The sequence below is a fragment of the Streptomyces cellostaticus genome, from assembly GCF_023630175.1.
Taxonomy (GTDB): domain Bacteria; phylum Actinomycetota; class Actinomycetes; order Streptomycetales; family Streptomycetaceae; genus Streptomyces; species Streptomyces cellostaticus_A.
Genome location: NZ_JALLIN010000016.1, coordinates 70,769 through 85,911, shown reverse-complemented (window position 1 = coordinate 85,911; position 15,143 = coordinate 70,769). Strand labels below are relative to the sequence as shown.

The window sequence follows — 15,143 nt, the reverse complement described above, 5'->3', positions numbered from 1 at the left end:
ACGTTCGGTGTTGTCGAAAAGTAGAACTCATCCAAAGTTAGCTTTGGCTAAGCTTCCTGGGGGACCCCGCGATGGCCATCATCGAGACCGAGGCGGCGCTGCACGAGGCGCACCGCGACAACCACACCCACCGCGACGTCAACGGCGGCTGGCTGCGCCCCGCCGTCTTCGGCGCGATGGACGGCCTGGTCTCCAACCTGGCCCTGCTGACCGGTGTCGCGGGCGGCTCCGTCGGCCACCAGACGATCGTCATCACCGGCCTCGCGGGCCTCGCCGCCGGCGCCTTCTCCATGGCGGCCGGCGAGTACACCTCCGTCGCCTCCCAGCGCGAGTTGGTCGAGGCCGAACTCGACGTCGAGCGGCGTGAGCTGCGCAAGCACCCGCAGGACGAGGAGGACGAGCTGGCGGCACTCTACGTGGCCCGCGGGGTCGAGCCCGCGCTCGCCAGGGAGGTCGCCCGGCAGCTCTCCGAGGACCCCGAGCAGGCCCTGGAGATCCACGCCCGCGAGGAGCTGGGCATCGACCCCGGCGACCTGCCGTCGCCGCTGGTCGCGGCGGTGTCGTCGTTCGGGTCGTTCGCGCTGGGCGCGCTGCTCCCGGTCCTGCCGTACCTGCTCGGCGCGACCGCGCTCTGGCCCGCCGTGCTCCTCGCGCTCGCCGGACTGTTCGCCTGCGGCGCGGTCGTGGCCCGGGTGACCGCGCGCGGCTGGTGGTACAGCGGCCTGCGGCAGCTCGCGCTGGGCGGCGCGGCCGCCGGTGTGACATACGCCCTGGGCAGCCTGTTCGGAACCGCCGTAGGATGACCCGGCTGGAACTTATGCGAGGTGCCGTATAAGTAGCCGTTACTCGCTGGTTTCGAACGCTTAATCACCGGGCATGAGCCGTAAGCGCCGGGGGCAATGAGGCCTGCGGCGCACTCGCGGGACGAGTGAAGACGCTCGCTCCGTCCCCCCAGGGCCGTTGGACGTCGATCTGATCGATCTCGTCCCGTTCGGTCCCCACATACTTCCGCCGCCCGCGCGCGGTACCCGCCGTGACCCCACGGCACCCTCGTCGCAACCTGCGGCGTCCGCATGCTGGAACGGAGTATCCGGTTCCCGGGAACCGTTCCATCATGTAACCTGCACGAAATTTTGCACTCCGCAGAGGGCCAACGTCGTCCCTCGGCACCACATATGCCACATGACGACGACGGGAGAGCCGATGCGTACGCCGCGCCAGCCGTCCCAGCATTCCTCGAACGGCCAGAACTGGTCGTTCATGGATGCTCGCCCTGCTGCGCAGGGTATGTACGACCCCCGCAACGAGCGCGACGCCTGCGGCGTCGGTTTCGTGGCCACCCTCACCGGCGAGGCGAGTCACGCGCTGGTCGAGCAGGCGCTGACCGTGCTGCGCAACCTCGAGCACCGCGGCGCCACCGGCTCCGAGCCCGACTCCGGAGACGGCGCCGGCATCCTCTCCCAGGTCCCCGACGCCTTCTTCCGTGAGGTGGCCGGTTTCGACCTTCCCGCAGCGGGCTCCTACGCGGTGGGCATCGCCTTCCTGCCGGAGGACGGCACCGAGGACGTCGTCTCACGGATCGAGACGATCGCCGCCGACGAGGGCCTGACCGTCCTCGGCTGGCGCGAGGTCCCCGTCGCCCCGGAACTGCTCGGCGCCACCGCCCGGTCCACCATGCCGGTCTTCCGCCAGCTCTTCGTCGCCGCCGGCACCGCCGAGGGCATCGCGCTCGACCGCAGGGCCTTCGTGCTGCGCAAGCGCGCCGAGCGGGAGGCCGGGGTCTACTTCCCGTCCCTGTCCGCCCGCACCATCGTCTACAAGGGCATGCTGACCACCGGCCAGCTCGAGCCCTTCTTCCCGGACCTGTCCGACCGCCGCTTCGCCTCCGCGATCGCGCTCGTGCACTCCCGGTTCTCCACCAACACGTTCCCGTCGTGGCCGCTCGCGCACCCCTACCGGTTCGTCGCGCACAACGGCGAGATCAACACCGTCAAGGGCAACCGCAACTGGATGCGCGCCCGCGAGTCCCAGCTCTTCTCCGACCTTTTCGGCGGCGACGACAGGGCCATCGAGCGCATCTTCCCGGTGTGCACGCCCGACGCCTCCGACTCTGCCTCCTTCGACGAGGTGCTGGAGCTGCTGCACCTCGGCGGCCGCTCGCTGCCGCACTCCGTGCTGATGATGATCCCGGAGGCGTGGGAGAACCACGACTCCATGGACGCCGCCCGGCGCGCCTTCTACCAGTTCCACTCCACGATGATGGAACCCTGGGACGGCCCCGCCTGCGTCACCTTCACCGACGGCACCCAGGTCGGCGCCGTGCTCGACCGCAACGGCCTGCGCCCCGGCCGCTACTGGGTCACCGACGACGGCCTCGTCGTCCTCGGCTCCGAGGTCGGCGTCCTCGACATCGACCCGGCCAAGGTCGTCCGCAAGGGCCGCCTCCAGCCCGGCCGCATGTTCCTCGTGGACACCGCCGAGCACCGCATCATCGAGGACGACGAGATCAAGGCGTCCCTCGCCGCGGCGCAGCCGTACGCCGAATGGCTCGAGGCCGGCGAGATCGAGCTGGGCGACCTGCCCGAGCGCGAGCACATCGTGCACACCCACGCCTCGGTCACCCGCCGCCAGCAGACCTTCGGCTACACCGAGGAGGAACTGCGCGTCCTCCTCGCCCCGATGGCCCGCAGCGCCGCCGAGCCGATCGGCTCCATGGGCACCGACAGCCCGATCGCGGCCCTGTCGGAGCGCCCGCGACTGCTCTTCGACTACTTCACCCAGCTCTTCGCACAGGTCACCAACCCGCCGCTGGACGCGATCCGCGAGGAACTGGTCACCTCCCTGCGCAGCTCGCTGGGCCCGCAGGGCAACCTGCTCGACCCGACCGCCGCCTCCTGCCGGTCCGTCCTGCTGCCCTTCCCGGTCATCGACAACGACGAGCTCGCCAAGCTCATCCACATCAACGCCGACGGCGACATGCCCGGGTTCAAGGCCGCGACCCTCTCCGGCCTGTACCGGGTCTCCGGCGGCGGCGACTCGCTCGCCGCGCGCATCGAGGAGATCTGCGCCGAGGCCGACGCCGCCATCGACAACGGCGCCCGCCTGATCGTCCTGTCGGACCGGCACTCCGACGCCGAGCACGCGCCGATCCCGTCGCTGCTGCTCACCGCGGCCGTCCACCACCACCTCATCCGCACCAAGCAGCGCACCCACGTGGGCCTGCTGGTCGAGGCCGGTGACGTCCGCGAGGTCCACCACGTCGCCCTGCTCATCGGCTACGGCGCCGCCGCCGTCAACCCGTACCTGGCGATGGAGTCGGTCGAGGACCTGGTCCGCGCGGGCACCTTCCTGTCGGACATCGAGGCCGAGAAGGCCATCCGCAACCTGATCTACGCCCTCGGCAAGGGTGTGCTGAAGGTCATGTCCAAGATGGGCATCTCCACCGTCGCCTCCTACCGCGGCGCCCAGGTCTTCGAGGCCGTCGGCCTCGACGACGCCTTCGTCGAGAAGTACTTCAACGGCACCGCCACCAAGATCGGCGGCGTCGGCATCGACGTCGTCGCCAAGGAGGTCGCCGCCCGCCACGCCAAGGCCTACCCGGCCTCCGGCATCGCTCCCGCGCACCGCGCGCTGGAGATCGGCGGCGAGTACCAGTGGCGCCGCGAGGGCGAGCCGCACCTGTTCGACCCGGAGACGGTCTTCCGCCTGCAGCACTCCACCCGCAGCGGCCGCTACGACATCTTCAAGAAGTACACGGACCGCGTGAACGAGCAGTCCGAGCGCCTGATGACGCTGCGCGGACTGTTCGGCTTCACCTCCGGCCGGGCCCCGATCCCGCTCGACGAGGTCGAGCCGGCGAGTGAGATCGTCAAGCGCTTCTCCACCGGCGCCATGTCGTACGGCTCCATCTCCAAGGAGGCGCACGAGACCCTCGCCATCGCCATGAACCAGCTCGGCGGCAAGTCCAACACCGGTGAGGGCGGCGAGGACCCGGACCGCCTGTACGACCCGGCGCGCCGCTCGGCGATCAAGCAGGTCGCCTCCGGCCGCTTCGGCGTGACCTCGGAGTACCTGGTCAACGCCGACGACATCCAGATCAAGATGGCCCAGGGCGCCAAGCCCGGCGAGGGCGGCCAGCTCCCCGGCCACAAGGTCTACCCGTGGGTCGCCAAGACGCGTCACTCGACGCCGGGCGTGGGCCTCATCTCCCCGCCGCCGCACCACGACATCTACTCCATCGAGGACCTGGCGCAGCTGATCCACGACCTGAAGAACGCGAATCCGCAGGCGCGGATCCACGTGAAGCTGGTCTCCGAGGTCGGCGTCGGCACGGTCGCCGCGGGTGTCTCCAAGGCGCACGCGGACGTGGTGCTGATCTCCGGCCACGACGGCGGCACCGGGGCCTCCCCGCTCACCTCCCTGAAGCACGCGGGCGGCCCCTGGGAGCTGGGCCTGGCCGAGACCCAGCAGACCCTGCTGCTCAACGGCCTGCGCGACCGCATCGTCGTGCAGACCGACGGCCAGCTCAAGACCGGCCGCGACGTGGTCATCGCCGCGCTGCTCGGCGCCGAGGAGTTCGGTTTCGCGACCGCGCCGCTCGTCGTCTCCGGCTGCGTCATGATGCGGGTCTGCCACCTGGACACCTGCCCGGTCGGCATCGCCACCCAGAACCCGGTGCTGCGCGACCGCTTCGCCGGCAAGGCCGAGTACGTGGTGAACTACTTCCGGTTCATCGCCGAGGAGGTCCGCGAGATCCTCGCCGAGCTCGGCTTCCGCTCCATCGAGGAGGCCGTCGGGCACGCCGAGGCGCTCGACGTCACGCGGGCCGTCGAGCACTGGAAGGCACAGGGCCTGGACCTGGAGCCGCTGTTCCACGTGCCGGAACTGCCCGAGGGCGCCGTCCGGCACCAGGCCGTCGAGCAGGACCACGGCCTGGAGAAGGCCCTGGACAACGAGCTGATCAAACTCGCCGCCGACGCGCTCGCCGCCCCGGACGCCACCGAGGCACAGCCCGTGCGCGCCCAGGTCGCCATCCGCAACATCAACCGCACGGTCGGCACCATGCTCGGCCACGAGGTGACGAAGAAGTTCGGCGGCGCGGGCCTGCCCGAGGACACCGTCGACATCACCTTCACCGGCTCCGCCGGCCAGTCCTTCGGCGCGTTCCTGCCGCGCGGCGTCACGCTCCGCCTGGAGGGCGACGCCAACGACTACGTCGGCAAGGGCCTCTCCGGCGGCCGGATCGTCGTCCGCCCCGACCGCGGGGCCGACCACCTCGCCGAGTACTCGACCATCGCGGGCAACACCATCGGCTACGGCGCCACCGGCGGCGAGCTGTTCCTGCGCGGCCGCACCGGTGAGCGGTTCTGCGTCCGCAACTCCGGCGCGCTGGTCGTCTCCGAGGGCGTGGGCGACCACGGCTGCGAGTACATGACCGGCGGTCACGCGGTCGTGCTCGGCCCGACCGGGCGCAACTTCGCGGCCGGCATGTCCGGCGGCATCGCCTACGTCATCGACCTCGACGGCGACAACGTCAACCCCGGCAACGCCGCAGCGGTCGAGGCGCTGGACGACACCGACAAGCAGTGGCTGCACGACGTGGTGCGCCGCCACGCCGAGGAGACCGGCTCGACGGTCGCCGGGAAGCTGCTCGCCGACTGGGACACGGCCGTGCAGCGGTTCAGCAAGATCATCCCCAGCACGTACAAGGCAGTGCTCGCCGCCAAGGACGCCGCCGAGCGAGCCGGTCTCTCCGAGACCGAGATCACCGAGAAGATGATGGAGGCGGCGACCAATGGCTGACCCGAAGGGCTTCCTCAACCACGGCCGCGAGGTCGCCAGGACCCGTCCCGTCGGTGAGCGCGTCAAGGACTGGAACGAGGTCTACGTCCCCGGCTCCCTGCTGCCGATCATCAGCAAGCAGGCCAGCCGGTGCATGGACTGCGGCATCCCGTTCTGCCACAACGGCTGTCCGCTCGGGAACCTGATCCCCGAGTGGAACGACTTCGCCTACCGCGAGGACTGGGCGGCCGCCTCCGACCGCCTGCACGCGACCAACAACTTCCCGGAGTTCACCGGCCGCCTCTGCCCGGCGCCCTGCGAGTCGGCGTGCGTGCTCGGCATCAACCAGCCGCCGGTCACCATCAAGAACGTCGAGGTCTCCATCATCGACAAGGCGTGGGAGACCGGGGACGTCGCCCCGCAGGCACCCGAGCGCCTGTCCGGCAAGACCGTCGCGGTCATCGGCTCGGGCCCGGCGGGCCTCGCCGCCGCCCAGCAGCTCACCCGGGCCGGCCACACGGTCGCCGTCTACGAGCGCGCGGACCGCGTCGGCGGTCTCCTGCGCTACGGCATCCCCGAGTTCAAGATGGAGAAGCGGCACATCAACCGCCGCATCGAGCAGATGCGCTCCGAGGGCACCCGCTTCCGCACCGGCGTGGAGATCGGCCGCGACCTCGGCGCCCGCGACCTCAAGAAGCGGTACGACGCCGTCGTGATCGCCGCCGGCGCCACCACCGCCCGCGACCTGCCGGTCCCCGGCCGCGAGCTCAAGGGCATCCACCAGGCGATGGAGTACCTGCCCCTGGCCAACAAGGTCCAGGAGGGCGACTACGTCACCACGCCGATCTCGGCCGAGGGCAGGCACGTCGTCGTCATCGGCGGCGGCGACACCGGCGCCGACTGCGTGGGCACCGCCCACCGCCAGGGCGCGGCCTCGGTCACCCAGCTCGAGATCATGCCCCGCCCGAACGACGAGCGGCACGCGGCCGACCAGCCGTGGCCGACCTTCCCGATCCTGTACAAGGTCACCTCGGCGCACGAGGAGGGCGGCGAGCGGATCTACTCCGCCTCCACCACCCACTTCGAGGGCGACGAGGACGGCAACGTCCAGTGGCTGCATCTGGCCGAGGTCGAGTTCGTCGACGGCAGGCCGACCCGCAAGCCCGGCACCGAGCGCAAGATCCCGGCCCAGCTCGTGACCCTCGCGATGGGCTTCACGGGCACGGACCGGGAGAACGGCCTGGTCGAGCAGTTCGGCCTGGAGCTGGACGAGCGCGGCAACATCGCCCGCGACGCCGCCTTCCAGACCAACGTGCCCGGCGTGTTCGTCGCCGGTGACGCGGGCCGCGGCCAGTCGCTGATCGTCTGGGCGATCGCTGAGGGCCGCTCGGCCGCCCGCGGCGTGGACCGCTTCCTGACCGGCGCCAGCGAACTGCCGGCCCCGATCCGCCCGACGGACCGCGCGCTGGCGGTCTGACGGGTCACCGAGAAACGTCCCGTACAAAGGCGTACGGAACACCGGACGGCGCCCGCCCACCTGTCCCCGACCGGACATGGGCGGGCGCCGTCGCACGCCCGGGCACCGCACCGGCTACGGCACCGTGTACGTCTCCCCGTACACCCGCCAGGTCAGCGGTGTGCGCAGCCCCAGGTTCCCGTCGTAGAGGAACTGCCGCTGGGCCGTGTCGATGCGCGTGGTGTCGATGGTGGGCTTCTTCGCCTTCATCGCCTCGCGGCGGACGTCCAGGAAGATGTCCAGGTACTTCCTCTCGCTGCCGCCCTGGGACGGGGAGTCGGCCTCCCTCAGGGCGCGCTCACGCAGGCCGTAGAAGCTGTTGCGCCCGGTGCCGGGGCCGTGGAAGACCATCGCGTCGTAGTAGACGAACTGGCCCAGCGTGCCCAGCCCGTCGAGCTTGGCGAGGCGGACGGCCGGATTGAAGTAGACCCGGTCGCGCTCCGCTTCCTGCGCCCTGCGGAACACCGGGAGCCTCGCCTCCGCCTTCCAGGCCGCGGTGAAGCCCGGGTCCAGGCCCCGGTGGGAGCCGGTGCCGTCGACCTTCCGCAGGGCCGGCAGGTACCGGGCGAGGCCGTTGCCCGGGTGGGCGTCGGTGTACCGCTCGACCAGCGTCAGCAGGTCGTGCGTACCGGTGCAGAAGCCGATGACGCCGGCGGTGTAGCCGTGTCCGTCGCCGATGTCCTCGATGTAGCCGTAGGCGCTGCGCCAGTCGAGCGTGGAGTTCTCCGCGCTCGCCACGAGCTGCTGCGCCAGCTCCTTCTTGGCCGGCGCCGCCAGGCCCGGCGGGGCGTCGGCGATGACCTCGGCGTCCTGGGCCCGCTCCGACTCGGCGCGGGCCCTGGCGTCCTGGCGTGCCCGCTGCGCGGCGGAGACCTGCGTACCCCGGCCGTCCGCGGAGCCGGAGGGGCCGGGGCCGAGGGCGTAGAGCACCGCCGTGACGGCGACCGGGGCGGCCGCGAGCAGCAGGATTCTGGTTCGTCTCATGACAGGTCCCGTCTCTTCATGGCAGTCACCGTACGGCCCGGATCAGGCCGCGCCTCCCACGAGTGCCGGCCCCTCGGCAAGCGAGGACACCTTGACCGCGGTCAGTACCACCAGCAGCACGAGCAGGGCCACGCACACACCCGCCTGGACGAGGCCGCGCCGGCCGTCGCGGGGCGCGTAGGCGTAGGCGAGCGTCACCGTCGCGCCGGCCAGCAGACCGCCGAGGTGCCCCTGCCAGGAGGTCATCCAGGCGGAGACCACCAGCCATATCAGCAGACCCGTCATGTACTGGTTGACCGCCTGCCGGTCGTAGCCGAGCCGGCGGCCCATGATGTAGTACGCGGCACCCAGCCCGAAGATCGCTCCGGACGCCCCGACCGTGGGGGTCTGCGGGGCGAGCAGCAGCACGAGCACCGAGCCGCCCAGCGCCGACAGCAGGTACAGGGCGAGGTAGCGGACGCGGCCGAGCTGCGCCTCGACGATCCGGCCGACGTTCCACAGCGCCAGCATGTTGAACAGGATGTGCGTGATGCCGAACGCGCCCTCGGTGGGTGTCAGATGCAGGAACGCCCCGGTCAGCAGCCGGTACCACTCGCCGTGCGCGACCCCCTCGGGCAGGTAGCCCGGTGGCGTCGTGCCCAGCATGTCGAACCGGTTCTCGACCGAGGGCCGGGCCAGCTCGGCGAGATAGGCGAGCACGTTCAGCCCGAGCAGGACGTACGTCACCACCGGCACCGCGCTGATCCGGCCGCCGAACGCCGTCCGCGCCTGCCGGACCGAGCGCAGCCCCTCCTTCACGCACTCCACGCACTGGTGGCCGACGGCGGCCTCCCGCATGCAGGACGGGCAGATGAAGCGGTCACAGCGGGTGCAGCGGACGTGCGCTTCCATTTTGGGGTGACGGAAGCACACGGTCACGGCGGACTCGGCGGTCACAGCCGGCTCCTTGCAGGTTCACGGGGACGGGGGAGCCGGTGGGGACGGCGGCGAACAAAATAGCGAACCACTGCGGCGTGAGCGACAGCAGGGGGCGGTGATCGCGTAGGCTCGGCCGTTCGCCGGACCCGAGGGGGGCACCATGGCCGCGATCAGCCTGCGCAAACTGGAGGAGACCGCGCCCGCGCTCGTCGCGCCGTACCGGACGGCCGGGATCTCCCTGCGCAAACACGGACTGGACGATCTCCGTGCCGCCGTGTACCTGGTGATGGACCACTCGGGGTCGATGCGGCCCTACTACCGGGACGGCAGCGTGCAGGCCCTCGCCGACCGCGTGCTGGGCCTGTCCGCGCACCTGGACGACGACGGCCGGGTGCCGGTGGTCGTCTTCTCCACCGACATCGACGCGGTCACCGACATCACCCTCGACGGCCACGAGGGCCGGATCGAGGAGATCGCGGCCGGGCTCGGGCACATGGGCAGGACCAACTACCACCTGGCCATGGACGCCGTCATCGACCACTACCTCGACAGCGGCGCCACCGCCCCCGCCCTGGTCGTCTTCCAGACCGACGGCGGCCCCACCAGCAGACCCGCCGCCGAACGCCACCTCCGCAAGGCCGCCAAGCTCCCCCTGTTCTGGCAGTTCGTCGGCTTCGGCGACCCGGACAGCCGGCAGTTCGACTTCCTGCGCAGACTCGACGAACTGCCCGTGCCCGCCGAACGCGCCGTGGACAACGCCGGCTTCTTCCACGCCGGCCGGGACCCGCGCCGGGTCCCGGACGCCGAACTGTACGACCGGCTCGTCGGCGAGTTCCCGCGGTGGCTGGCGGCCGCGCGCACCGCCGGCATCCTGGCCGGCTGACTCCCGCCCGGCCCGGCCGGCGCCCTACGTGTCGCACTCCAGCACCGTGCGGCACAGCCCGCACCGGGCCCGCACCCGCCCCCTGACCGGCAGCCGGATCCGCTGCAGACACGTGGGGCAGGGAAAGGACACCCGCAGCTCACCGCCCGGACCGGGACCGGACGTGAAGGCGTACCCCGCGGCCGGCCGGCACCCCGACGGATGACGCCGGTCATGGGCGTAGCGGCGCCGGCCCGCCCAGCCCGCCCCGGTCAGCGGCGGCTGCTGCCCGTCCCGCAGGGCCCGCTCCCGGCCCTTGACGTAGGCCGAGTACGCCTGCGGGCTGGTGAACCACACGGAGGGATCCTCGTCGAACAGCAGCGCCCGCTTGGCGAGGACGTACCCGAACTCCTCCGGGGTGAGATAGCCCAGCTTCTGCGAGGACACCCCGTCCTCGCGGTACGCGTCCAGCAGCAGCCAGCCCGCGCCCAGGTAGGCCGCCACCGTGTCCGTCAGGATCTCGTTCTCCGCCGTGGTCGGGAACGCCAGATCCAGACGGTGCAGGTAGACATGGGTCACCTCATGGGCGAGCGCCGCGCCGATGTCCCTGCGATGGGTACGGAACCGGTCGTTCAGCTCCACGAAGTACTCCGGACCCGCCGCCAGTTCGACATGGGCGGCGTGCGTCATCTCCCGGAACCCCACCACCAGCCGCGCGTCCGGCAGCCTGAAGTGCCGCACGACCTCACGGGCCACCCGCTGCGCGCCCAGATGCAGGTCGTCCGTGTCGCAGAAGGCCACGTCGGCCGGCGGCACGCTCGCCGAGAACGTCCGCACGGTGTCGTACGACAGCCGCCGGTACAGCGCGGTGACCGCCGCCCGCACCGTCTCCAGGTGCGGGTAACCGTGCTCGACCGGTCCGCCGTCCGCCACGTGCGACCCCCAAAGACGCCCCGAACTCCCTTCCACTGTATGCGGGCACCCGCGCCACCGCCCCCGCCCGCGGACCGGGACCGATCGCATGCTGGTCACCTTGTGATCGCCGGGCCGCGCCCCCTTAGGGTTGACCGTCATGACCATCAGCAACACCGGTACCGGTGACGTCGACCCCGCGGTCCGCCAGGAGCTGGAGCGGCTGCGCGACAGCATCGACAACATCGACGCGGCCGTCGTCCACATGCTCGCCGAGCGCTTCAAGTGCACCCAGCAGGTCGGCCGGCTCAAGGCGCGGCACCAGCTCCCGCCCGCCGACCCGGCCCGCGAGGCCCGGCAGATCGAACGGCTGCGCCGCCTCGCCGAGAACGCCAAGCTGGACCCGGCCTTCGCCGAGAAGTTCCTCAACTTCATCATCGCCGAGGTCATCCGGCACCACGAGTCCATCGCCGGGGACACGGTCGGCGGACCGTCCGCCACGACCGGCTGACACCCCGCGCCGGCCCGCCGGAACGCCGGGCGCGGACACGGCGGCACCGGGAGCGCGGACCCCGTGGCACCGGGGGCGCGGACACGGCGGCACAGGGGGCGCGGACGCCACGGCACGGGGCGCGAGACCGGACATATGCCGTGTACCGATCCGCCCCTGTCCGCTGTGGAAGCCATCAGGCAGCATGGCGTCCATGTCCGTCATCACGCGCGACGAAGCGCAGCTCCGAGCACAGCTCCTCGACGTCCACCGCTACACGGTCGAACTCGATCTCACCACGGGCGACGAGACCTTCGACTCCCGCACCGTGATCAGGTTCACCGCGCGGTCCGCCGGGGACACGTTCGTCGAGCTGAAGCCCGCCCGCCTGCGCACCGTCACCCTCGACGGACAGCCCCTCGACCCCGACACCCTCGACGGCAACCGGCTGCCCCTGCGCGACCTCACCGCCGGCGAGCACGAACTGCGCGTCGACGCCGCCATGCGCTACTCCCGCACCGGCGAGGGCATGCACCGCTTCACCGACCCCACCGACGGCGAGACGTACGTCTACACCCAGATGTTCCTGGACGACGTCCAGCGCGTCCTCGCCGCCTTCGACCAGCCCGACCTCAAGGCCGTCTTCGAACTCACCGTCACCGTCCCCGAGGGCTGGAGCGTCCTCGCCAACGGCATCACCGAACACCTCGGCCGGGGCCGCTGGCAGGCCGCCCCCACCCCGCCGATCTCCACCTACCTCGTCGCCGTCGCCGCCGGCCCCTGGCACTCGCTGCGCACCGAACACCGCGGCCTGCCCTTCGGCATCCACTGCCGCCGCTCCCTCGCCCCCCACCTCGAGGCGGAGGCCGAGGAGATCTTCGACGTCACCCGCGCCTGCTTCGACCAGTACCACGAGAAGTTCGAGGAGCCCTACCCCTTCGACTCCTACGACCAGGCCTTCGTCCCCGAGTTCAACGCCGCCGCCATGGAGAACCCCGGCCTGGTCACCTTCCGCGACGAGTACGTCTTCCGCTCCGCCGTCACCGACACCGAACGGCAGACCCGCGCCATGGTCATCGCCCACGAGATGGCCCACATGTGGTTCGGCGACCTCGTCACCCTCAAGTGGTGGGACGACATCTGGCTCAACGAGTCCTTCGCCGAGTACATGGGCTACCAGACCACCCTCGAGGCCACCCGCTTCACCCAGCCCTGGGTCGAGTTCGGCGTCACCCGCAAGGCCTGGGGCTACGACGCCGACCAGCGCCCCTCCACCCACCCGGTCGCTCCCGAGGCCGTCGACGACACCGCCGCCGCCCTGCTCAACTTCGACGGCATCTCCTACGCCAAGGGCGCCTCCGCGCTCCGCCAGCTCGTCGCCTGGCTCGGCGAGAAGAACTTCCTCGCCGGCATCAACATCCACTTCGAACGGCACCGGTTCGCCAACGCCACCCTCGCCGACTTCATCGACTCCCTCGCCGCGGCCACCGACCGCGACGTGCACGCCTGGGCCGACGCCTGGCTGCGCACCACCGGAGTCGACACCCTCAGCCCGCGCGTCGCCGCCGCCGACGGCACCTGCTCCCTCACCGTGGACCGCGCCGGCAGCCGCCCGCACCGGATCACCGTCGGCCTCTACGACCACGACCTCACCGACGAGGGCCGCCTCACCCCGCGCGAGCACCTCGGCCTGGACATCCCGCAGAACGCGCCCCAGCCCATCGGCAAGCGCCCCGCGCTGGTCCTCGTCAACGACGGCGACCTGACCTACGCCAAGGTCCGCTTCGACGGCGACTCCTTCGAAGCGGTCCGCACCGGCCTGTCCGGACTGCCCGACCCCCTCACCCGCGCGGTGGTCTGGAACGCCCTGCGGGACGCCGTCCGCGACGGTGAACTCCCGCCCACCGCCTACCTCGGGACCGCCCGCACCCATCTGCCCCTGGAGACCGACCTCGCCCTCGCACAGGGCGTCCTCGCCTTCGCCGCCCACCAGATCACCGACCGCTACCTGCGCCCCGAGGACCGCCCCAACGCCCTCGCCACCCTCGGCTCCCTCTGCCGCGACCTGCTGCGCCGCACCGAGGACGGCGACAACCCCGGCCTGCGCCTCATCGCCGTACGCCACTTCATCGACGTCGCCCCCCACCCCGACACCATCGCCGCCTGGCTCGCCGACGGCACGGTCCCCGGGGGACCCGAACTCGACCCCGAACTGCGCTGGCGCATCCTCGGCCGGCTCGCCGCCCTCGGTGCCACCGACGAGGCCGCCATCGCCGCCGAACTGGAACGCGACCCCTCCGCCAGCGGCCAGGAGGGCGCCGCCCTCTGCCGCGCCGCCCTGCCCGACCCGGAGGCCAAGCGCGCCGCGTGGGACGCGATGTTCGCCGGCGACGACCTCTCCAACTACCTCTTCACGGCCACCGCGCGCGGCTTCTGGCAGCCCGAACAGGCCGACCTCGTCCGCCCCTACGTACCGCGCTTCTACCAGGACGCCGTCGCGCTCGCCGCCCGCCGCGGCCCTGCCATCGCCGCCGCCGCCGGACGCTGGGCCTTCCCGCACCACGCCGTCGACGCCGAGAACCTCGCCCTCGGCGAAGCCTGCCTGCGCGAGGCGGAGCCGGTCACCGCCCTGCGCCGCAAACTGGTCGACGAACTCGACGACCTGGCCCGAGCCCTGCGCGTGCGGGGCGAGTAGCACCGGACGGCTCCCCGGGGCACCCGAGTTCCGGGCCGCCCCGGGCCCCGCGCTCCGGGACCCCGCGACACCCCCGCTCACCGGGACCCCGCGACACCCCCGCTCACCGGGAGCGCGCGACACCCCCGCGCTCCGGGACCCCGCGACACCCCCGCTCACCGGGACCCCGCGACACCCCCGCTCACCGGGAGCGCGCGGCGGCATCCCCCGGGGGGAGCGAACGCGGCCCGATCCAGCGAGGGAGCCGAGGACCCTCCCGCGATCCCCGGCGGGCGCACGACGACGGCCACGGCACCATCCCGCGCCGCCGGATCGCCCGGGACACGCCCCGCACGCGATCGCCCCCGCCCTGCGACGCACCGCGTCGGCCGCCGTGCCCGGCGAGCCACCGGGGATCCCCGGACCCTCAGCCGACCCGCAACTCCGCCCGCCGCACGCCCCCTTCCCGCGGGCCCGCCCGCCGGTCGCCCACCGTGCTGCGCACCGGAACGACGGCCCCCAGGGAGAAGCCGAGCCGCTCCAGAAAACCCTCACCGGACCGCCAGCCGGCCGGCACCGACGCCGTCACCAGGGACACCGCGCCCGCGCGGGCCAGCAGGGACTCCGCCAGCGCACGGCCCAGCCCCCGCCCCCGCGCCCAGGGCGCCAGCAGGAACAGGCCCACCGCCACCGCACCCGGCTCCGGATGGTCCCGCACCGCGTCCACCAGACCCGCGACGACCCCGTCCCGCTCCAGCACCAGCACCACCTTGTCCTGCGGACTCGCCCCCTCCGGCAGCGCGTAGAACAGACCCTGCACATCACCCGGCCCCGACGGCAGCCCCGTCGCCGCCACGAACCAGTCCTCGCACTCCTCGAACAGCGTCAGCAGCGGCACCTCGTCCCGCGGACCGGGCTCACGCACCACCACCCGCTCACCGGGCACCTCGATCATCCACGCGTCAACCATCCACCCGACGGTAGCCGCGCCACCACCACCGCTCCA

General features: G+C 72.0%; 10 protein-coding genes. 6 read left to right on the top strand and 4 right to left on the bottom strand.

The window, feature by feature from the left end; genetic code table 11:
* Positions 1–71 precede the first annotated feature (71 nt).
* The 3 genes from MXD57_RS12795 to MXD57_RS12785 all read left to right on the top strand — a co-directional run bounded on the left by MXD57_RS12795 (position 72) and on the right by MXD57_RS12785 (position 7,258).
* On the top strand, positions 72–803 hold the full coding sequence (locus tag MXD57_RS12795; protein WP_250401491.1) for a VIT1/CCC1 transporter family protein: 732 nt from the start codon (positions 72–74) through the stop codon (positions 801–803).
* 400 nt (positions 804–1,203) lie between these two features.
* Positions 1,204–5,802 carry a glutamate synthase large subunit gene (gene gltB / locus MXD57_RS12790; protein WP_250401545.1) on the top strand — a complete coding sequence of 1,533 codons (4,599 nt, stop codon included), beginning with the start codon at positions 1,204–1,206 and terminating at the stop codon, positions 5,800–5,802.
* A complete protein-coding gene (locus MXD57_RS12785) occupies positions 5,795–7,258 on the top strand; it encodes a glutamate synthase subunit beta (protein WP_250401490.1) in 1,464 nt (487 codons plus the stop codon). Before gltB ends, MXD57_RS12785 begins: the two co-directional genes overlap by 8 nt.
* 114 nt (positions 7,259–7,372) lie before the next feature.
* Here MXD57_RS12785 and MXD57_RS12780 read toward each other — a convergent pair whose 3' ends face one another.
* Positions 7,373–8,281: a chitosanase gene (locus MXD57_RS12780; protein ID WP_250401489.1), complete on the bottom strand. Its 909-nt coding sequence runs from the start codon at positions 8,279–8,281 to the stop codon at positions 7,373–7,375.
* A 42-nt stretch (positions 8,282–8,323) separates the two neighbouring features.
* On the bottom strand, positions 8,324–9,217 hold the full coding sequence (locus MXD57_RS12775) for a rhomboid family intramembrane serine protease (RefSeq protein WP_250401488.1): 894 nt from the start codon (positions 9,215–9,217) through the stop codon (positions 8,324–8,326).
* A gap of 142 nt (positions 9,218–9,359) precedes the next feature.
* On the opposite strand from MXD57_RS12775, the gene MXD57_RS12770 reads away from it, so the two are divergent.
* Positions 9,360–10,082 carry a vWA domain-containing protein gene (locus MXD57_RS12770; RefSeq protein ID WP_250401487.1) on the top strand — a complete coding sequence of 241 codons (723 nt, stop codon included), beginning with the start codon at positions 9,360–9,362 and terminating at the stop codon, positions 10,080–10,082.
* A 24-nt stretch (positions 10,083–10,106) separates the two neighbouring features.
* Here the strand turns inward: MXD57_RS12770 and MXD57_RS12765 are convergent, their stop codons facing one another.
* The gene (locus MXD57_RS12765; RefSeq protein WP_250401486.1) at positions 10,107–10,994 is read right to left on the bottom strand and encodes a hypothetical protein; all 888 of its coding nucleotides are present in this window, start codon (positions 10,992–10,994) and stop codon (positions 10,107–10,109) included.
* A gap of 139 nt (positions 10,995–11,133) precedes the next feature.
* Here MXD57_RS12765 and MXD57_RS12760 point away from each other — a divergent pair, with 139 nt between their 5' ends.
* On the top strand, positions 11,134–11,484 hold the full coding sequence (locus MXD57_RS12760; RefSeq protein ID WP_250401485.1) for a chorismate mutase: 351 nt from the start codon (positions 11,134–11,136) through the stop codon (positions 11,482–11,484).
* Between the two features lie 193 nt (positions 11,485–11,677).
* Positions 11,678–14,158 (top strand): aminopeptidase N, encoded by a 2,481-nt coding sequence (gene pepN, locus MXD57_RS12755; RefSeq protein ID WP_250401484.1) that lies wholly within the window; start codon positions 11,678–11,680, stop codon positions 14,156–14,158.
* Positions 14,159–14,564: 406 nt separating this feature from the next.
* On the opposite strand, the gene MXD57_RS12750 is transcribed toward pepN, so the two are convergent.
* On the bottom strand, positions 14,565–15,107 hold the full coding sequence (locus tag MXD57_RS12750) for a GNAT family N-acetyltransferase (protein ID WP_250401483.1): 543 nt from the start codon (positions 15,105–15,107) through the stop codon (positions 14,565–14,567).
* Positions 15,108–15,143 lie beyond the last annotated feature (36 nt).